Origin of the sequence: Microcoleus sp. Pol12B4 (assembly GCF_036701385.1) — a bacterium.
Taxonomy (GTDB): domain Bacteria; phylum Cyanobacteriota; class Cyanobacteriia; order Cyanobacteriales; family Microcoleaceae; genus Microcoleus.
Map to the genome: position 1 here is coordinate 1 of NZ_JAUBQR010000132.1, position 19,203 is coordinate 19,203.

General features: G+C 46.5%; 19 protein-coding genes. 8 read left to right on the forward strand and 11 right to left on the reverse strand.

The window, feature by feature from the left end; genetic code table 11:
* The first annotated feature begins 55 nt into the window (after positions 1–55).
* From QUA38_RS18110 to QUA38_RS18125, 4 genes are all read left to right on the forward strand, one after another.
* Complete coding sequence (locus tag QUA38_RS18110; protein ID WP_333164125.1) at positions 56–1,126, forward strand: Mrp/NBP35 family ATP-binding protein; 1,071 nt, start codon at positions 56–58, stop codon at positions 1,124–1,126.
* A gap of 131 nt (positions 1,127–1,257) precedes the next feature.
* Positions 1,258–1,449: an NAD(P)H dehydrogenase subunit NdhS gene (locus QUA38_RS18115; RefSeq protein ID WP_015175937.1), complete on the forward strand. Its 192-nt coding sequence runs from the start codon at positions 1,258–1,260 to the stop codon at positions 1,447–1,449.
* Positions 1,450–1,588: 139 nt separating this feature from the next.
* A complete protein-coding gene (locus QUA38_RS18120; RefSeq protein WP_332959789.1) occupies positions 1,589–2,257 on the forward strand; it encodes an HAS-barrel domain-containing protein in 669 nt (222 codons plus the stop codon).
* Positions 2,258–2,400: 143 nt separating this feature from the next.
* Positions 2,401–2,703 carry a Rieske (2Fe-2S) protein gene (locus tag QUA38_RS18125; RefSeq protein WP_333164090.1) on the forward strand — a complete coding sequence of 101 codons (303 nt, stop codon included), beginning with the start codon at positions 2,401–2,403 and terminating at the stop codon, positions 2,701–2,703.
* Between the two features lie 206 nt (positions 2,704–2,909).
* Here QUA38_RS18125 and QUA38_RS18130 read toward each other — a convergent pair whose 3' ends face one another.
* Both QUA38_RS18130 and xrtO read right to left on the reverse strand, forming a co-directional pair.
* Positions 2,910–5,810 carry a TIGR02921 family PEP-CTERM protein gene (locus tag QUA38_RS18130; protein WP_333164093.1) on the reverse strand — a complete coding sequence of 967 codons (2,901 nt, stop codon included), beginning with the start codon at positions 5,808–5,810 and terminating at the stop codon, positions 2,910–2,912.
* The gene (gene xrtO, locus QUA38_RS18135) at positions 5,800–7,338 is read right to left on the reverse strand and encodes an exosortase O (protein WP_333164095.1); all 1,539 of its coding nucleotides are present in this window, start codon (positions 7,336–7,338) and stop codon (positions 5,800–5,802) included. Before xrtO ends, QUA38_RS18130 begins: the two co-directional genes overlap by 11 nt.
* 142 nt (positions 7,339–7,480) lie before the next feature.
* Here xrtO and smpB point away from each other — a divergent pair, with 142 nt between their 5' ends.
* The 3 genes from smpB to QUA38_RS18150 all read left to right on the forward strand — a co-directional run bounded on the left by smpB (position 7,481) and on the right by QUA38_RS18150 (position 9,610).
* Positions 7,481–7,948 carry an SsrA-binding protein SmpB gene (gene smpB, locus QUA38_RS18140; RefSeq protein ID WP_333164097.1) on the forward strand — a complete coding sequence of 156 codons (468 nt, stop codon included), beginning with the start codon at positions 7,481–7,483 and terminating at the stop codon, positions 7,946–7,948.
* Between the two features lie 709 nt (positions 7,949–8,657).
* Complete coding sequence (locus QUA38_RS18145; RefSeq protein ID WP_333164100.1) at positions 8,658–9,383, forward strand: tetratricopeptide repeat protein; 726 nt, start codon at positions 8,658–8,660, stop codon at positions 9,381–9,383.
* A complete protein-coding gene (locus QUA38_RS18150; protein ID WP_333164102.1) occupies positions 9,380–9,610 on the forward strand; it encodes an Osc7112_2153 family protein in 231 nt (76 codons plus the stop codon). Before QUA38_RS18145 ends, QUA38_RS18150 begins: the two co-directional genes overlap by 4 nt.
* Positions 9,611–9,892: 282 nt before the next feature.
* Here the strand turns inward: QUA38_RS18150 and QUA38_RS18155 are convergent, their stop codons facing one another.
* From QUA38_RS18155 to QUA38_RS18195, 9 genes are all read right to left on the reverse strand, one after another.
* Positions 9,893–11,341 (reverse strand): IctB family putative bicarbonate transporter, encoded by a 1,449-nt coding sequence (locus QUA38_RS18155; RefSeq protein WP_333164105.1) that lies wholly within the window; start codon positions 11,339–11,341, stop codon positions 9,893–9,895.
* A 284-nt stretch (positions 11,342–11,625) separates the two neighbouring features.
* Complete coding sequence (locus QUA38_RS18160; RefSeq protein ID WP_333164109.1) at positions 11,626–12,510, reverse strand: histidine kinase dimerization/phospho-acceptor domain-containing protein; 885 nt, start codon at positions 12,508–12,510, stop codon at positions 11,626–11,628.
* 157 nt (positions 12,511–12,667) lie between these two features.
* Positions 12,668–14,110 (reverse strand): 1-acyl-sn-glycerol-3-phosphate acyltransferase, encoded by a 1,443-nt coding sequence (locus QUA38_RS18165; RefSeq protein WP_333164111.1) that lies wholly within the window; start codon positions 14,108–14,110, stop codon positions 12,668–12,670.
* Between the two features lie 437 nt (positions 14,111–14,547).
* Positions 14,548–16,554 (reverse strand): ribonuclease R family protein, encoded by a 2,007-nt coding sequence (locus QUA38_RS18170; RefSeq protein ID WP_333164114.1) that lies wholly within the window; start codon positions 16,552–16,554, stop codon positions 14,548–14,550.
* Between the two features lie 111 nt (positions 16,555–16,665).
* Positions 16,666–16,860 carry a hypothetical protein gene (locus QUA38_RS18175; protein WP_333164117.1) on the reverse strand — a complete coding sequence of 65 codons (195 nt, stop codon included), beginning with the start codon at positions 16,858–16,860 and terminating at the stop codon, positions 16,666–16,668.
* A 6-nt stretch (positions 16,861–16,866) separates the two neighbouring features.
* Complete coding sequence (gene rpsR, locus QUA38_RS18180; protein WP_006631377.1) at positions 16,867–17,082, reverse strand: 30S ribosomal protein S18; 216 nt, start codon at positions 17,080–17,082, stop codon at positions 16,867–16,869.
* Positions 17,083–17,250: 168 nt separating this feature from the next.
* Positions 17,251–17,439, reverse strand: a complete 189-nt coding sequence (gene rpmG, locus QUA38_RS18185; protein ID WP_190658616.1) for a 50S ribosomal protein L33 — start codon at positions 17,437–17,439, stop codon at positions 17,251–17,253.
* Between the two features lie 38 nt (positions 17,440–17,477).
* Positions 17,478–18,011: an RDD family protein gene (locus QUA38_RS18190; protein WP_333164120.1), complete on the reverse strand. Its 534-nt coding sequence runs from the start codon at positions 18,009–18,011 to the stop codon at positions 17,478–17,480.
* A 106-nt stretch (positions 18,012–18,117) separates the two neighbouring features.
* Positions 18,118–18,360, reverse strand: coding sequence for a DUF7219 family protein (locus tag QUA38_RS18195; RefSeq protein ID WP_333061297.1), 243 nt, complete (start codon positions 18,358–18,360; stop codon positions 18,118–18,120).
* Between the two features lie 361 nt (positions 18,361–18,721).
* Here QUA38_RS18195 and QUA38_RS18200 point away from each other — a divergent pair.
* Positions 18,722–19,203, forward strand: a 482-nt coding sequence (locus QUA38_RS18200) for a GDSL-type esterase/lipase family protein (RefSeq protein WP_333164123.1), incomplete at its 3' end; no start/stop codon positions are given.

The following is a 19,203-nucleotide window of genomic DNA, read 5'->3' on the forward strand; positions in this document are numbered from 1 at the left end:
AAACCTGCGATCGAAAATTCGCAAACCCAATTGCAGAGCTATGGTGGAGAACACAATGCCCAATACACTCGATGTTAGTTCAGTCTTAGAAATCCTGCGACCTGTGCAAGACCCCGAACTGCAAAAGAGTTTGGTGGAATTGAACATGATTCGTAACATAAAAATTGACGGCGGTGTCGTCAGTTTTACTTTAGTGCTGACAACGCCTGCTTGCCCGCTACGAGAATTTATTGTCGAAGATTGCCAAAAAGCGGTCAAACAGTTGCCCGGAGTCGAAAAAGTGGCGGTGGAGGTGACAGCCGAGACGCCCCAACAAAAGGGAGTGGTCGATCGCCAAGGCATTGAAGGCGTTAAAAATATTATCGCCATTTCCAGCGGCAAAGGTGGCGTCGGCAAAAGCACGGTGGCGGTAAACGTGGCAGTAGCGCTGGCGCAAACCGGCGCTAAGGTGGGTTTGCTGGATGCGGATATCTATGGGCCCAATGACCCGACAATGTTGGGTCTGGGGGACGCGAAAGTGATGGTTAGGGACGGGAAAAGCGGGGAAAGCCTCGAACCCGCCTTCAACTACGGCGTCAAATTAGTGTCGATGGCATTTTTAATTGACAAAGACCAGCCCGTCATTTGGCGGGGCCCGATGTTAAACGGGATCATTCGGCAGTTCCTCTATCAGGTAAATTGGGGCGATTTAGACTATTTGATTGTCGATATGCCTCCGGGTACTGGAGACGCGCAGTTGACAATGGCGCAAGCGGTGCCGATGGCTGGTGTCGTGATCGTGACGACGCCGCAGACAGTGGCTTTGTTGGACTCTCGCAAGGGTTTAAAGATGTTCCAGAAGTTGGGAGTGTCGGTATTGGGAATTGTGGAAAATATGAGCTATTTTGTGCCGCCGGATATGCCCGACAAGCAATACGATATTTTCGGTTCCGGTGGCGGGGAAAAGACTGCTGCTGAGTTGGGAGTGCCACTGTTAGGCCGCATTCCGCTGGAAATTCCGTTGCGGGAAGGTGGCGATTCGGGGGTGCCGATCGTCGTGGGACAACCGGGTTCTGCTTCGGCGAGGGAGTTTCGGGCGATCGCTGGCCGCATTGCCGGTAAAGTTTCCGTAGCAGCCTTAGCCTAACAAACTCTCGTTCCGAGGCTTTGCCTCGCGTCTTCCTGTACACGAAGATTTGCCTAGTTCTCAGGCTCTGCTTGGGAACTAGAAACGAGAAAAGGTAAACTATAACCAGCAAACTTAACATTCAAAGAATTATGATTTTTCCAGGTTCGGCAGTTCGAGTTAAAGATAAGGGTGAGATTTACTACGCCTTTCAAGGACAAGTCCAGCGAGTTAGCGACGGGAAAGTCGCGGTACTGTTTGAAGGTGGCAATTGGGACAAGCTGATTACGTTCCGGCTGTCGCAGTTGGAACTTGTGGATGCTACGGCCGGTCGCGCGAAATAGTCAGCGGTCATTAGTCATTGGTAATGGGTAATGTGTAATTTGTAATTGGTAAAGTACCCAAGACCAGGCTACTAAATGAAAACCCTTGACTAATGGCTAATGACTGATAACTGATGACTAATGACTAATCACTAAAACTATGCGTTTACCTTTACCCCAATTTGCTACAAAAGAGCGCCATCCCGATCGCATTGCTGAGGTAATCGAGACGGCAACTTCGGAGTTTTTGGCTCAATGTTTGGAACCAGAAGACTTAAGCTTTCCCGTGATGCCACCTTTTGGGAGTTGGGTGAAGGCCGAGGATGAAGAGTCGAAAAATCAAATTTACGGCGTGGTTTATTACGCTACGACTAGCCCGATCGACTCGGTGCACAGAGCTCGCGCTTTAGGTTTGTCGCTGGAAGAGTTGCGGGAGGAACAACCGCAGATTTTTGCGATGCTCAAAACCGAGTTTCGAGTGGCGATTGTCGGGTTTGAGGCTGCGCCGGAAAGGTTGAACGGTCACGGCCCATCAAGGGGTAAAATTTATCAGTATTTGCCACCGCGCCCGCCGCAAATTCACCAGGCGGTTTATCGCTGCGAACCCGATGAGGTGATTGATTTTACGGTGCAGTTGGATTTTTTGAGGACGCTGCTGGGGGTGGCTAATGCGCCGGTGGATGCGCTGACGGCGGCGGCGATTCGGGAGATTTATCAGTTGCGGATGCGCGATCGATCTTGGTTAGTGGAAGCGGGGAGGAGTTTGAGTGTTTTGCTGAAGGATGATTATGACAGGTTGAGGGTGATTTTGAGTCAGATTCATCCGTAGGGTAAAGCTCGAATAAGATAATTTGGACTTACGCAAAAAGTGGCTTGACACGCTACGGATAGCAGTAAGGTGTGCAAAGCGCACCCTACATAATTAGGTTCTGCGTCAGTCCCGATCTGGTTTTTTCGGAGGAAAAATATTTTATGTGGGTAGAGGTAACACCGCTGAATCAAGTTCCCGAAGGGGGTGTGTTGAAGGTAAAAGTTGACGAAAATTCAGTGATTTTGAATCGTCAAGGCATGAATGTCACTTGTTACCGTAATGCTTGCACTCATTTAGAATACCCGATCGACATGGGTAAGGTAAGCAACGGTATCATTACCTGTCCATTTCACAAATATCAGTACAAGTTAGATACTGGTAAATGTTTGAATGCACTAGGCGATTCCCTGGAATCTTATCCGGTAAAGATTGAGGGCGATCGGGTTTTTGTAAACATAGATTAGTTATTCGTTATTAGCTTAAGTCCGACAGGGGTTGAAACCCCTGTCTTATAGCTAAAGTCGTCTAAAGACGACTTTAGATTAATATTTGATATCAAGTCCGGCTTAAATACCCCCTCACTCTCTTAGTCTGCGGAGGCAGACTTTGTTTTTGTAGTAGCGGTTTCAACCGCCGAATCATTGAGGGAGTAGCCAACCCGGATTTACTTTCAACCTACCATTTTCGCGTGCCGCTGGCGGAGGAAAATCGCCAAAAGCCCGATCGCACCTACCGCCAACAGCAGCCATTCTTCGGGTTCAGGAACCCCCGAAACATTCAGAGGATTATTCGGCTTACTCAACTGTTCCTTACCAGATTCTACCTCTCTGTCAAATCGATCGCTCTTAGCTTCCGCTGCTTTTAGCTGCTCCCTTTGCGCGTCATTAACTAACACAATCATCGAAGAATAAGGCGTCACCACTTTGAAATTTTTAGCTACTGCGTGCATCGCATCCAGTTGCGTCAGTTGATTAGCACTTTTCTGCTTGCTAAGTGCAGTTATCAACAGCCGTGCAGCTATCGGTTTAAAGCCTTCATTTCCGGTATCTTTTAACTCTGCAACTGGCGCCGATTTAGCGGTTTTTTTCGACTGCGGCGTTTTGGCATAACTCCAAGCATAGCCGTCAACAACGCTAACTGTAGATGGACCCGAAGCTGCTGTCGTTGCTACTCGCTGCATCGCCTCTTTCATATCCGTAGCAACTCCGCCGCCGCTATCTTGAATGACCTTTAAAGTTGCGTCGTCGTAGCCAGGGGGCAAACCTCCCAAATGCACTGTCCATAGAGGTGAAGAGATGGAAAGTTTAAGTTTGCGATCGTCCGACAATTCGTAACTGTGGCGATCGCTCACCACAAATACAGTATCGTAATTTTTATCGCCCCGCAACTGTGCAAACTGTTGCAGCATATCTTTGAGCTGGATCGTACCATAAAATGTCACCTTTCCCGCATCGAAATTGCGTACATTTTCCACAAACTTAGGTGGCATTCCCCCAGCGCTAGCGACATACAAATCAACAGCATTTTTTCGTGCTGCATTAGCTTCCAACCATTCAAAAGTCTCTTTTACTTGCTTATTTTCCGCTGCCATGCTGCGAGAAGTATCCAGAATAACTGCCAATTTCTTGCCTTGCGGTAGCGAGTAATTTGCATCAGCCAGTGGCTTAGCAGAAATGATATTTCCTCCCGGTAGAACCGCCTGCTGCGCGGTTATAGGTCGCTGTGCGGCTGCAGGCAAAAAGGGTGGAAGCCAAGTTTCTCTTGCTTCTTTACCGCTGTATTTTACCTCTTTCCCGGCGATCGTGCGGCGAGTATTTTGGTTCCAAAAAATGTTGCGTTTTTCAGCCAAAATAGGCATCGCCCAACCCTGCGGCTGCCGCATGACTTTGTAAGTAAGCCATAGGTGCATTTCGGTTGGCCCGTCAGTTTGGATGAATTCTCGTTTAGCCGGGATTGGAAAAGCCCGCAAGCGGTATTGTTTGGGACCAATTTGTTCTAGCAAAGCCGGATCGACTCTTTCTACTACCTGCTCGTTGTAGACTTGCTGGGCGGCACCGCGAGGCGATACCGTAAATACAAAACGTTTGTTTAAATCGCCAGTATCTCCTAGCCAAACTCCTGTAACTGCTGCGCTTTCCGGCAGGGAAAAGTAGTAGAATACTTCTTGCAAGTTCGGCGTTTGATTTTTGTAAACTTCGTAGAGTTGAACGTCAGCCCAGTCGCCGTTTTCTTTGACTGTCACTTCTTGCGACTGCAACCATACTTTTTCCTGATTGACATTCAGCAAACCAGCTTTAGCTTCTTCTTGGTTTGAGGTTGACTGTACCGCGTGTTTTACTGCTTCTGTGTCGCCTTTTTGCAGTTCTGTATCGAAGAATTCGCCGTAGAGTTTTTCAGCTTTTTCTACATCAGCACTAGAGCCTTTATACAAAAACGGTGACATTAAAAAATTATAGCTGTTCTGCACCGTTTGAGCCGCTCCGTCAGGCAAATTCAAAGTATTTTTGTACATCTCATAAATGTGGTTGTTTTCTCCCACAGTGCTGAGGTAGCGGTAAGGGGACAAATAAGCGTTAACTAAGCCGGATCGTATCATATCAGACTTGGCTAATAAAGTTTGGCGAACCGTGTCATTTGCGGGGGGAGTCGCCAGCATTTTCAGTGCTGCAACTTGCGGCTGCTGCTGCAAAGCGGAGAAAATAGTCAGCCAAGCTGCTATGACTCCCAAACTTCCGATTAGCGCATTATTTTTTCCGTATTGTGCAGCAAAACTCTGCCATATTTTCCGCCCCGAATGAATATATAGAAAGCCGTACAGCGAAGGCATGACAACGAACAAGCTACAGGTTAAACCAAACAATATAAAGGATAAAGGTATCCAAATTAAACCCCAGATCCACTCCCCGTATCTAAAGATATCCCAAAATGCTGATACCCATGTAAACTTAAAAAACTCAATGACAAAAGTAAAGAATCCATAAAGTGTAAATAATGCCACCGGTACAGCGTAATACATCAGCAATGTTGCCGCCCAAATGCCAACTAATAGCATTAAACTGTGGCATCCTAATTGCAGCCATGCACTTCGCTTTTCTCCGATTAATCTGAAAAAACGAGGCTGTTTATTATGGGAAGTTTGAGAATCTGAGATATTTTGAACATTTTCTTTTTTACCCAGATAGCCGTACAGCACTTCCACTGAAAATGCTGCAATGCACAAAGCAATAGTAGCAATGATTTGATAACTAGCTGGGGTGAGTTCTCGCAGCAGGAACAAGCGGAGCAAACACAGCAAAAATAGTGGTGCTTCTACGCCGTAAAACCAGCGCATTAGCTGTAGGGGTTGCTTGCTAAAACGCCTAGCTCCTATTACTGTACATACAGTGGGTACTGCGATCGTAGCTGCCATCGTCAAAGAAAACTCTAGCGGGATAATGCCATCGATTGTCGCTTTAATTAATGGCACTCCTATAATCGGCAAAATTCCCAAGTAAACAATCGATAAAAAAGTCAAATTCCACACCCAAAAAATTGTTTGAAAAACTTTATCAAATATCTGTTTAATTTTCATTTATTTCTCCTATTAAGCTTTGTTTGACGGTATCATATACATTACTAGCAAACTCTTTTAGTTCATAATTTTCTGCTTGTATCGAACTATTAAATAAAATTGAAACTAGCACCCAAGTATGGTTTTTGTGAGTGAGATCGCTGCCGATGCGCGACAAGAAGTTATCGGTAGTTTGCTGTGCAGATTGTAACCAGTATGTAGCGGATAGTTGGTTGTCTTTGAGAGACAGCCAGCGCGCCGTTACAGCAGGAGTTAGCTGTTTTATTTCTATTCGGTTGACGGGAATGCCGCTGGCTACGAAACACAGCTCCGGTGCGTGATAAGTCTGCCAAGATGTGCTTGCTACTGTGAGCATGGAACCGCGCAAGTTGCCTGACACAAATCTCTTTTTCTCTGTTTGGGTACCGGGGTAATTGCCAAAGAATTTTTGTTCGCTGGGATTCAGCGGGATTGATTCGGACACAATTGATTCGGGAAATTTTAGGGAGGCGATCGCTAATTTTTCACTTTCTACATGATAGAATTGAGAAATTGCACCCAAAACCGCCACCGCCACAATTAGTCCCGGTTTGGCCAAAGTCGGATTTTTGAGTATTTCTAAATCCCGTTGCGAGTTAAAATCAATTTCTTTTGTTTCTTGAAATTTCGGAAATTTTTGCAGCATTAACCAACTTAAGAAGCAAGCGCCGATTAAACCCACAATTCCTAGGGGTACGTGCAGCATTGCTGCATAATTTGGCTGTTGGAAAACTTGGGCAACCAACACTAGCACGGCAACCCGCAAAGCGTTAGCAGACAATAACATTAAGAAATTAGCAGCGCATACACCCAGCCATGTTAAACTCAATTTGCGACCTTCCAGCCAGGTAGCAGTTAGCAAAAATAGCGTTCCCATTAAGAGGGTTTTAATGCCGCTACAAGGCACGTCAACGTGAGCGATGCCGTTTTCCAAAACGATAATATCGTAAGAAGAAATAGCCCCAATGTGCAGCAGAGAGAGCAACTGTTCTACTACCTGAGCAGTGAGCACTCGTGCCGGCAAACCTAAGCCGCTATTCAACTGACTGTTGAATGGTAAAATACAAGCCAGTAAGCCCGCAACTGGTAAGTTTTTTCGCCAAAAGTTCGGCTCCACCAATAAGCCGCACAGCCCATAAGTTCCGAGGATAAATAGCAGAACAGTAATTTGTTTGATATCAATTATGCACTGAAGGGCGATCGAGCAAATACCCGCACCCAACATCAACAGCAGCGGATATCGCCTCAAAACGAAATTGGGTGAAAATCCCGGCGGGCGATCGGAGTTCCCACTCGATCGCACTACTAATGCTACAATCAGAAAACCAATTACTATCTTGTACAGTGTGGGTATCTCAACAAACGAGGATAACAGCCACTTAACTGCCGAGATATTGGCCCACAACCAAGCAAGGGCTAACAAACAAGGAGCCAGCCAAACCAAATTAACCCCAGAATAGGAACTGACAGCATCTGGAAGGTCAGAATTGGGAATATTGGTGCGCTGCATGATACCGCTTGACATTCACGTTGGTGACATCTTAGCTCAGCAAAATTAGTAATGTCTAGACCGGTTATTTAAGTTTTGTCAAGCTTCGATTTTCTCTACAGAGAAGCTAGCGTTATAATAATTAATTTTAGCGGAGGTAAAAATGAGCGAAAAAAGCCCAGCATACAAAATTGTTAGCGATAACCGACAAGCGCGCCACCTCTATGAAATTATAGAGACATACCAAGTGGGCATAGAGTTGAAGGGAACCGAAGTCAAATCAATTCGGGAAGGAAAAGCCAATTTGCGGGACGGATATGGTTTAGTTCGGAACGGGGAACTGTGGCTTATCAACGTTCACATTTCGCCTTGGAGAAGTGCTAGCAACTATTTTAATCACGAACCCCGCCGCACCCGTAAATTGCTGATGCACAAGCAGGAAATTCGCAAATTAATCGGCAAAGTCGAAGAAAAAGGTTTGACTTTAGTCCCGTTAAAAATGTATTTGAAAGGCGGCTGGGTAAAACTGGATATCGGTTTGGGTAAAGGGAAAAAACTGTACGACAAGCGCGAAGATTTGAAGAAACGCGAAGACAAGCGAGATATGGAAAGAGCGATGAAGCAATTTTAGTCATCCGTCATTAGACATCTCCGAAAAAGAAACTGAAACCTTTGCTACTCAAAGGGTGAAATTTAATTTCGGAAGATGTTTATTAGTCAGGAGTAATTAGTAATTAGTGATTAGTGATTGTCCCTAGGGATGGATTATTTTAGCTCGCGTTTGGTTAATTACTTATCATAATATGTCTCAATATCTCCCCTTTAAGATTTTGAGGGCTTCCATCGTCACTACAAACTTAATTAGAGTTATTTCACCGGAGTCCATCCCATCGGCTCTCCTGAGGGTGTGCTGGAAACGCTAGTGTGAGCGCCTCTCTGACCCAGGCTTTCGGACTCGTACCACAAGAAGTTTTATTTTTATAATCGCCTAAAACTCAGACGAGCCATCTTATCTCCTAATACAGTCGCATATGGACGATCCTCGCCTCCCAAGTAAGTATTATTACTTGTCGAGAGCCAACGGTGGTGCCTTCTTCCGGGTTCCGGCTTCCCGGTTCTTTTTTTTTGAAAATATCCGGATGGCTTGTGGAGCCCCATGAATGATTAACCTATGCTCGAATACATTCGTGTAGTGGGGCTTTACCCAACCATTCGGCTGCGGACTCACAAACTCTTATGAGAAATCGGCTCACACCTGAGCCATTTCGTAAGATGATGACGCCATTAGGGTGGCAATTAAATATGGCAAGCAAAATATCGCCCAACTCTCAAGTTAAAAAATGCTAAAAATCACACCATTAGCTAACATTTTCAATGCCATGAAAGAGCCAGCAAAAAAGCATCATAACTCCAAGTGGGGAGTCTTATTGCTGATGCTAGCAGTAGGCTTTGGCGGCTGGAAAATTGCTTTGCCCGAACTGGCATCTTTTTTTAATAATATGGCTTTTGAAAACTACAAAGCTAATCGATTCGCTGATACTCAACAAGCATATGAGTTAGCGCTCTGGGTAGATCCAAAAAGCCGAACAGCTCTTTACAATTTAGGATGGCTTTGCGAAGAGGTGCAAGATTTACAGTGCGCCCGAGGAAAATATCTGCAAGCTGCAAAACTCGGTCTGCCTGCTGCTTACAGCAATCTGGCTCGATTATATATAGTTGATCAAAAAAACTATCCGGCTGCGGTTCACTTCCTGTGGCAAGGTTTGAAATTAGCTGAGGACGATCAAGTAAAATATTCTTTACTCAAAAACTTGGGATGGGCTCGCCTGGAACAGGGTCGATATTCAGAGGCATTGCAACATCTGGATGAAGCGATTAAACTTGATAGTGAAGGACCAGCAACTTACTGCTTAAAAGCGCAAGTCTTAGAAAAAATGAAAAATACTAAGGCAGCGCTACCGCAGTGGAAAATTTGTCTAAAGTATGCGGATTCTCAAGAATTCGATGAGGATATATGGATAGGGATGGCACGTCAACGATTAAACGAGGAAAAAACAAATAAATGAAACGCACAGTTTTGTTTTCATCAACCATACTGGCAATTATAACGGTGCTGGAGCTAAGTCAAGCCTCAACAGCACTGCCAACTCCTTCGACGGTTAAAATTACAGTTAATGAATCAGTCGAAACGCCGTTCGACTCCAATCAAGCGAGGAGGCGGCGGTGCAGAGATAGAGATGGTGGAAAATATCAGTGTCCCAGATTCATCATGCCTTCGGAGAGCGAAGAATAAGAGTTATTTTCAATAAATTTTGTAGAGTGTACCATCACCACTTTACAGCAACAGGTATGTAGTATGTATTAGTAGTATGCAGGGTGCGCCGTCCGCACCTTATAGCATTTGAGATTTGAGATTAATAATTGAAGGATTGGAAATAACTTATGGCGATAATGGTTTGCAGCTTGTATAAAGCTGCATTCTTTTTTTGAACTGGTATAACTCCTAATCATTGCTGTATTGGCTATTGCTGGAATCCGCACTGTGCGGGGAGAAAATCCCCGCCAGCAATTTTATTTACTCGCCCTCCGTCAAAGCTGAATCTTGTGGCTGCTGGTGTGAGTTGCTGTAAAAACTAGCAATAATCGCTACCATTAACCACCAAAGCATATTAACTTCCGGCCGGTACCAAACTGTATCGACAAAACCGTGGGTTATCATGCCGGCTAAAGTTGCGATCGCCCCAATCAACCAAAACCCATGATTGGATTTGAGATTTTGGATTTGAGATTCTTTCTCTAAACTAGAGATTTTAAATTGTGAATCCCGCAGATGTTTTATCTGCAACAAACCTTGATTGACGGTGACAGTCATCAGCCAAAGGAAACACATTAAACCGATAAAACCGGTTTCCACCGCAATTTCCAGCAGCACAGAATAAGCGCTCAAAGCAGTGAATTTGGGTCTCATATAAAGCGGATAAACTTTATTAAAAGCAGTGTTTCCCGGCCCAATTCCGAGAATTGGTCGATCGCGAATCATGTCAACCACCGCCGTCCAAACGTTAATCCGAAAATTGTTGCTGCTGTCACCTCGGCCGATAAACATACTCGAAACTCGATCGCGCAGAGGCTCAACTAAAGCCACTCCCAAAATTAAGGCTCCCGCCAAACCTCCTAACCCTAACGGCAGCGCCCAAGTCCGCCAGAACCTAGGCATCAAAGGGCTGTACCAGTACCACAGCAGCACTAAAAATACCACAAGTAGAGCCACAAAACCGATCCAAGCACCCCGGCTGTCCGTGTAGCGCAAACACGCGCAATTCACCACCAGCATCGTCAGCGCTAAAACTTTTGTTCCCCATCCTTTCCACACAAAAAGCGCGGCGGCACTCAATGCAATGGCCGGCAGTAAATAGGAACCAAGCAAGTTAGGGTTTCCCAGAAAACTGTAAACTCGCGTCACATTGGCTTGAGTAGAAGTCGGATCGTTCCAAGTAGCTAGTGGCGGCACTTTATCAATCCACTGCCGCACGCCGTAGAAACTGACAATTAAAGAGACGTTCAAAAATACGGCAATTAACCACGATCGCCAACGGGGCGATCGCAATATCCGAGCCATCAGCGCAAAAAACAGCAAATACAGCGTTAGCTTGCTCCAACCAGTAGCAGCGGCGACTTTCACCGGCGACATCGCCGTTGCGACAGTGGCTATGCCCCAGTACAGCAGAACCAGCAAATGAATCGGCGTCAAGGGGATCTCGCGATCGTCGGAAACAGTCAGCAGCACCCAAAAGGCAGCGCTAGCCGCCATCAACACCCCCACCAAGGCATTGTTTACAAACGGCGCCAAACCGAAAGTCAAGGCCAGCAAAACAAAACCCAAGGGTTCTGCCCACTGCATCAGCCAGCTACTCTGCCTCCAACTGCGTAAAGAGCCGATCGCCAAATTGAATAAATAACTTCTACTTTGCCACTGAGAGAGCGGCAAATTTGCCAGAGTTAACTGTTGCCAAACTGAATTCATTTTTAGATTGATTATTGGTAATTGGGAATTGGGAATTGAGTCGAAAAGCATCGACAATTGGTAGTAACTCCCATCTTGCAGCATTCTCGCTTAAGGCTCTTCGGGTCTGCTCCACCAAGAATAAATTTCTTGTGGGCGGGGCACGCGATCCCGCGCATAAAAGCCTTATTGAGAATGGTGCAACATCTCAGTATTAATTAACAAATGACTTGTTTCTTCTTCCTTCTTCTTTCCATCCGTTACATCCGTTAGAAAATCCGTTGCCGAACTTCCTTCTTCCTTCTTTAGCCTTCCAACAATTCCGTAGCATTTGTGCAGGGCAGCCAGAGCACGTAGCGATATCCAGATTCCGGGGCTCCTTGAATCGAGAGTTGGCCGCCTTGAATTTCCACCAATTGGCAGCAAAGCAGCAGCCCCAAGCGTTCCCGCGCCCCGTAACCAGCTAAGACCGGTGCGGTATCCTCTGCATTCTGTGCCACCAAAGCCGCCAACTCAGAAAACGCCAGCGTTAATCGCTGCGAACCCTGTGTCGGGAGTTGCGGTTCTCCGGGAGAATCGGTTTCGGAGTTCGATGGCGAACCGCTACCAGATCCGGCTTTCAACAAGTAGTCGGTGTAGAGTTTAGCATGGGGCAAACTTTCCCCTAACCAAGGATGAAAAACCCAAACTCCGATGTTGATACCGTCTTCTTTCCGAGAAACGTGGACTCGAATCACGCTGCCTGCCCCAGCAGATTGAATAATGCTAAAAATTAAGTGGTGCAGCATTTGCTGAACCTTATCTTTATCTACCAACCAGATGCGCGACCCGGGCCCCATCGACAAATTAATTTCTTGCTCTCGTCTACTTGCCGCCGACGACAGGATTGTCACCACCTGCTGACACAAAGTTTCTATATCGACTGCGGTTCGCTTCAAGGTGAAAGCGGAATCGTCTAGTTCTGCCAGTTCCAAAATTTCTTCAACTAGCGATCGCAAAGAGCGGCTGCTGTCTTGGATCACGTCAATATATTCTTTTTGCTTGCTCGTTAAGGGGCCATAAATTTCTTGTTTCAACACGCTTGCCATGCCGAGGACAGAAGTGAGCGGTGTGAGCAATTCCTGCGCTAAATTATTCAGCAGTTTTACTTTAATTGAGTTAGTAGACAAATCGATAGGTTTGTTAGTCATCGCTAATTTTTATTGGTTCATTGTCGAGCGAGCGTTTGCGGTTCATTAGACCTATTTCAAAAGTCTATAACAATCTGTTTATAATTCACCACAAAAAAAGGTAGTGAAGAAAAATATATATTCCTTCTTCCCTAGAAGCTCTTCCTTATCTGAGTAGTTAAGATTTAATCATTGCTTCTAAAGCTGATTGCAAGTCTTGAGTGAGTTCGGCAACTGCTAACCTGCGACTGGTTTGATATCGATCGCAACGATCGCTGACTGATATGGGTTCGCCCACGGTCATTTGTACCTGCTGTTTGCCCAACTTCGGTCTGCCGAAAGGATTTCCCCCTTTGATGCGAGCCAGTACGTCCCATAGCAGTAAAGTTGTTTCTGCCAAACGTTCTGCTGTAAGTTGTTCTGCGACGTACCTGCCCGTGACGGAGACGAAACTTTCTACAAGTCTCATGTGCCACATCCGAAGACTTGCTTCTTCAGCGAGGCGATCGGCTAATCCTCTTTCTAAGGGAGAAAGTGCTGCAATATCTTTGATATCTTCTCGATAAATATACTCCCAGCCTGCTTGTTCCACACGGCGGCAGCGGTCTATTAAACTGCCTTTGGGCTTTAAGTTAAAATATTCTTCTGCTACTTGCAAACCCACGTCTAACAGGGCTTTCAGTCGAGCCATCATTACTTCATTTCCAGAATCATTTCCAGTTCTTTCTGGTAGCGATAATGATGATAAAATAGATGTTGCAGGTTGTAAACTTTTATGATAAAAACGGCTGTAAAACTCTTCCATTACTGCTAGTAAATGACCGCCCAGTCGAATCAGGCGCAGATATTGGAATTTGTGATTGTGGTTTTCGGAATCGGGATTGGCAGTCTCTAAATTAGCGATTTCGGTACGTTCTAAGGGTGGCAGTCCGCAATCAATTTCTAATTGAGTTAAAAGTTTTTCTAGGGGTTGCCAAGGTGGATTGACATAGCGGTATTGAATGCCGATCGGCACAATTAAAACTTTTTCAGTGCGTCCGGCTTTCAGCAAATCTTCAACGCACCAGAAGCCCATTTGAGCAATTCCCGGTTCGAGGGGACTGACTATTTCATTGTGACCGTTGGTAGCGCCTTCTGGGGCGGCGGCGATCGGGAATTGGCTGTTGGCAAATAAATTGCGGGCAGATCGCAATCCGACGCGATCGATCTTCCCGCGAACAATCGGAGTGCCACCGAGTTGGGAATACAACCAGCCGACGCCCGCACCGGCCCAGAGGGGAATGCCGCGATCGTAGATAAAGTGGGAATGTACCGGGAATTGCAGGGGAATGCCTTTGGCGCGCGCTGCCTGGGGAACGAGTTTCCAAATTAGTTGTCCCAAACAGTAGGGATCGTCTGAGTTGGGGTGGCGGAAGGCTAGCAAGAAGCGAACTTTCTGATTTTGAAATTGGTGGAATAGTTCGGCGAGGGTTTCGACGTTTTCGGCTTGAACCTGGCTGATACTCGTCCGAAATCGCAGCCACCAGGGGAATATTTGCTTACAACCTTGCATCACTAGAGGGTTGTAGGCTGGGGGTATGAATTCCAGCGGCGGCTGAACTTGGCTAATTGAATTGGGCATTTGGGGATTTTAAATTTTAAATTTTAGATTTTAGATTACTAGGTTGGGGTAAAGACTGCCAATTTTTAGAATGGTGAAGTTTTTTTATTAACCGCAGAGGACACGGAGGAAGAGAGGAGATAGCAAAGCGTGTCAATTTAACGTCAAAAGTATTACCCGTCTTGGATCGGATATGATGTCGAGTCGATCGACCCCAATATTTTGGTCGGGGCGGATTTACGGGATGCCTGGCTTATATTACAGATCGGGGGTGAACTAGCCCTGACAAGAATTACGATTATTTTACAGGACTAGATATGAAACCATGATCTTTTTTACCCCCCTGTCCTTGACAAGGGGGATGCGAGGGGGTCAGAAACTCGATTAAAAACGAGATTTATCCTCAGTTTCCGCCTTCAACACAAATTTTTGCCATCCAAAATCAAAAATCAAAAATCCTATTGTGCGGCTTCAAATATCATTTCCTGGAAGTTAATGACATCCGATCGCGGATCGCAGTGGGTGACTTTGACTTCTAGCCGATCGCCTATTTCGACCGATCGACCAAATCGCATTGCTAATTCTAAACCCAATTCTTCCAATAAAATTAATCCAAGATTGCTGTCTTCCCTCAACCAGCGCAGCATTAAAGCTTCCCAAACTTCGTCTGGGTTGCGCCGCAAATATTCCAATCCCCAATAGCGGTTAGTTTGGCGTTCGACAGTGGATGCTTCTTTAACTGCGGTACCGAGACACATCACAATGTCCTGTATTTCTTCAGCGGAAAAAGGCAGCGGTTCGCCCTGCAGGTGGGCTTTGATTTGGAAGTGCGTCAGCAAGTCGGTATAGCGGCGGATCGGGGAAGTAACTTGAGTGTATAGTTCCAAACCCAAGCCGGCGTGGCGTCCGGGGGTGAGCCCCATTTCGCTGCGGGGCATACACCGGCGCACGGCGCAAGCGCGGGCGGGGCCTGCAGGTACGGCCAGCAGTTCTTCATCGGGAGGTAGTTCTGGCTGTGGCTGATAGCGGTAGGGTATGGGCAGGCTATGAGCTTGACCGTAGCGGGCCGCTAGTTCGCCGGCTAAAATCATCATTTCGGCTACTAGCATCCGGGCTGTGGAGTCGTCGATGACGTGAATTTTGATGTCGTCGCCGTTGACTTTGATGACGGATTCGGGCATGAAAATGCTGATTGCGCCTTGGGCTTCCCGCCATTTTTGCCGCAGTTTTGCTGCAGAGGCGATCGCTGCTATTTCCGGTTCTGCTTCGATTCCCAACTCCAGCATTTCGTCTACGTCATCGTAGGTCAAGCGGTAGGTGGGTTTTATGGTGCTGATGTGGATGCTGTAATCTTGAGCCGCGCCGATTTCGTCTAAGGTGACGCTGAAGCTGAGCGCGCTGCACTCTTGGCCTTGAATTAAACTCATTGGCCCGGTTGCCAAAGCTGGGGGAAACATGGGAATCATTCCCGTTGGCAGATAAACCGTAGTGGTGCGCTTTCTGGCTTCGAGGTCGAGTTCGTCTCCGGGGGAAAGCAAGCGGGTGGGATCGGCGATGTGTATCCAGATCCGCTGCTGGCCGTTTTCGAGGAATTCTAAGCTGAGGCCGTCGTCGATTTCGGTGGTGCTTTCGTCGTCGATCGTGTAAACCTTGAGGTGAGTTAAATCGAGACGATTTGTGTCGGAGTCGGTTGGGGGAGTTTCTAGGCAGCGTTGGGCCACTTCTAATACCTTTGCGGAGAATTGTAGGGGAATTTGGCTGCGCCGCAAAAACAGGTTTTCGTGGGTACTCCAGAGGCCGAGATCGACTAGGAGGCCAAATGCTGCTTCGGGGTTTTCGGACCGTTGTAAGCTAGCTAAAGTTTCTAAGGCTGGGGTGCGGTGCGTGGCTTCTTCTCCGAGGAGGGCAAAGCGTTCTAGGGCGTCGAGGCGAGTTCGATCGCTATTTTCCCAATCTACATTTTCCCCTGCCAGCCGCTGTTTGACTCGATCCCAAAATCCTTGGGATTCTTGGTGTCGCTGCTGTTCTACTTCTTGCTGGTGTTTGATTTCGGCTACTTGGGCTGCCGGTCGCGGTTCGTAGCGATCGCCCTTTTGTTTGAAATACAGTTTGTCTGTTGATAGCAAACAGTAAGCCGCGTAACACTGGGCCGGACTGCGTTCCGAAAATAGCAGCATTGCCAGGGCTTCGGGATCTGTCGTTTCTCCGTCGCCGACTAAAAGTTCCCAAGCTACTTCCAAACTCGACGGATCTGAGTAGGCTTCTACTTCTTTGAGAAATTTGGGAATATCGGAGGGTTTGTATGTTTCTCCGACTACTTCGTAGGTGATTTGTTTGGGCGGTATGCTGTGCGGTTGACCGTTTTCGTCTACCACGACCCAGTTTTTCTTGCCGTCGGGGCGATCGGCAACTGCCAGACGGCGGTCGCCGTGCACTCTAAATTCTACTAACGTTCCCTTCTCCACTTGCCAGCTTTATATTTGAGATTTTGGATTTTTACAGTAGCCACTTATCGAGTTTCGAGCTTGCGATTTTAGATTTTGGATATTGGCAATTTTTTGGGTCAATTGTGAAAGTTAAAATCTAAAAAGTTGTTTTTTCTTCTTGCTTTTTTTTAACTTCTGACTTGTGATTAAGACTTGCGCTGCGGCTACTCTTAACCCTTTTTCGCGATTATTTCGCTGCATTCTTGCTGCACTATTAATGACAGAAAGACGTTGTTTTTGCGCAAGTCTTATTCCCAGTCCAAAATCTAAAACCCAAAATCCCAAATCCTGTTAACCTTCTTGGTTTACGAAGGGCATCAAAGCTACAATTCTTGCTCTTTTGATGCTTCTGGTCAGGTCGCGCTGCTGTTTAGCCGTCAAACCGGTAATCCGGCGGGGCAAAATTTTACCGCGTTCTGTGACGTATTTTTTGAGCAAATCGACATCTTTGTAGTCGATCGGGTCTCCTGGTTTGATGGGCGAAACGCGCCGGCGAAAGTAAGTCATGGTTTGTTGTTTGTTGACTGTTGTTTGTTGACTGTTGATTGTGAGTTTTTAGTTATTAGCCGTTAGTTGCTAGCCGTCATGAAAGCATTGGTTAGTTATTTGCTTTTCGCGGATCAATATCAATTGCCAACAACTGATGAATGATGACTAAGGACTAATGACTAATCACTACTTGATCTCTTTGTGGGCCGTGTGCTGGTTGCAGTGGGGGCAGAACTTTTTGAGTTCCAGCCGCGCCGTCGTGTTGCGACGGTTCTTGGTGGTGGTGTACCGAGACACGCCTTTGGAGCGTTTGCTTACGTTTGTACGGCACTCAGTACACTCTAGAGTAATTATGATGCGGACGCCTTTAGCCATAATTCTAAATAAATTTCGACTAATTTAAACACAATTTATTATCTTCTCACATTGCTCTGCACTTGGTCAAGCAATCTTCTAACTTTGATGTCGAGGGAGTAGCCACGGCGGGCTCCGACGACGATCGTCCCGCCGATGCGATCGTGGAAAGCTTGGGGAAACCTTTCGGCGGAGGTGAGGGCAACGCTACAGTCGATCGCCAGGGGCAGGATCAGCAGCAAGACGCCGGCGTTGGTAGATGTGATCCCCCCTATACCTGCGAAGGCTAAGGCGACGCAAATGCCCAGCAATGCTTCGCGCTTGCAGAGTTCTTGCACTCCGGGAGTCCGTTGGAATCTGGTATCGGCAATTTTCATGTCCAAGGCCCAGCGCCCGAGACTTTGACCTTGGTTTTTCCTGACGATGGCTACGCGCAGGATCAGCCACAGCAGGACAAAAAATATCGTTTGGACGATCGCATTAGTGCCCAGAAGCAAACTGGGCAGCCAAACTGCAATTCCGTCGATGCAGAGAGCCGCGGCGCGGCGGCCGACGGATACTTTGGGAAGGAGAGGAACTAGGTCGGAACTCATAGGCAAAAAGGTCGATCGCCACTAGCTACTTTTTTATCTTAAGCGGTGGATCAATCGATCGGCATCAATGGCGCGTAACTCAACTTCCAAGCCAACCGTTAATTATTCAAGCTGAAAATGGATTTTCGCCAATTCCCAACTGCTTTTTCGAGTTTTCCACCTCTTCCCAAAGTTTTTGTATTTGAGTAAATGCCTGTTCCACAGAGATTTTACCGTTAGATGTCAAGGAACTGATGTAACCCACTCGCTGGGAAAACTCTTGTAAATTCGCATTAAATACCAAATTTTCTGGCTTTACTTCACCGTAATAGCGATTTTGAGGATATAAAAAGTTTGAATTTGCTACCATTGCTTTAACCTCGCATGAAAAGTTGTTCTCTGAACTAATCAATAATATTATAAACCGCGGTTACCTGCTAAAGTTGTGCTGTAAGTAGCAGAAATCATGTGACATTGGGCGAACTTTTTTGTGATGGTAATTACACGGAGAGATCTGGGCTACAAAAACCTCAGTGATTTCACCTGTACAATTTACGCAGTCGGGGTCAACAACCCGGTTTATACCTTAAGGCTTATAACTTCGGATTTGGCGTCACAACCAGGTTTTTGTTAGTCCAGGACGGAGCTATTGAAATAAGTGACAAAAAAAACAAAAATGGATAATATTATTGCATACATCAATAGTTTGATTTTTAGTAGGAATCTGCGTAATGTCTCCCAATGCGCGTCAAGCGAAGCTATCCCGAAGGGAATCGCCCCGTCCCAAACCCCAACTGAGCCAAGTTTTAATTAGAGTTGCCATCGCCGTAATTGCTGCTGTTATCGCCTTCAACCTTCCTCACTCTTTAATTCCAGTGTTTCAAGAATCCGTATCCCAAGCAACGCCGGCACCAGAAATCCAGAACTTGCTCGCCGGCAAGCGCAAAATTGTGATAGTGGGCGACAGCATCACCGAGGCCGGAAAATACCCCGGCGGTTACGTTTGGCTGCTGCAACGCTATCTGAATGCCCTTTATCCCGATCGCCAAATCGAAATCGTCAACGCCGGAATCGGCGGTAACAAGTCAACTGATATGCAAGCGCGCTTCCAGAAAGATGCGATCGACCAAAAGCCAGGTTTAGTGATGATTAATGTCGGAGTCAACGACGTTTGGAACGCTTTCTTCGACTTCCCAAACAATCAGTTTTATCC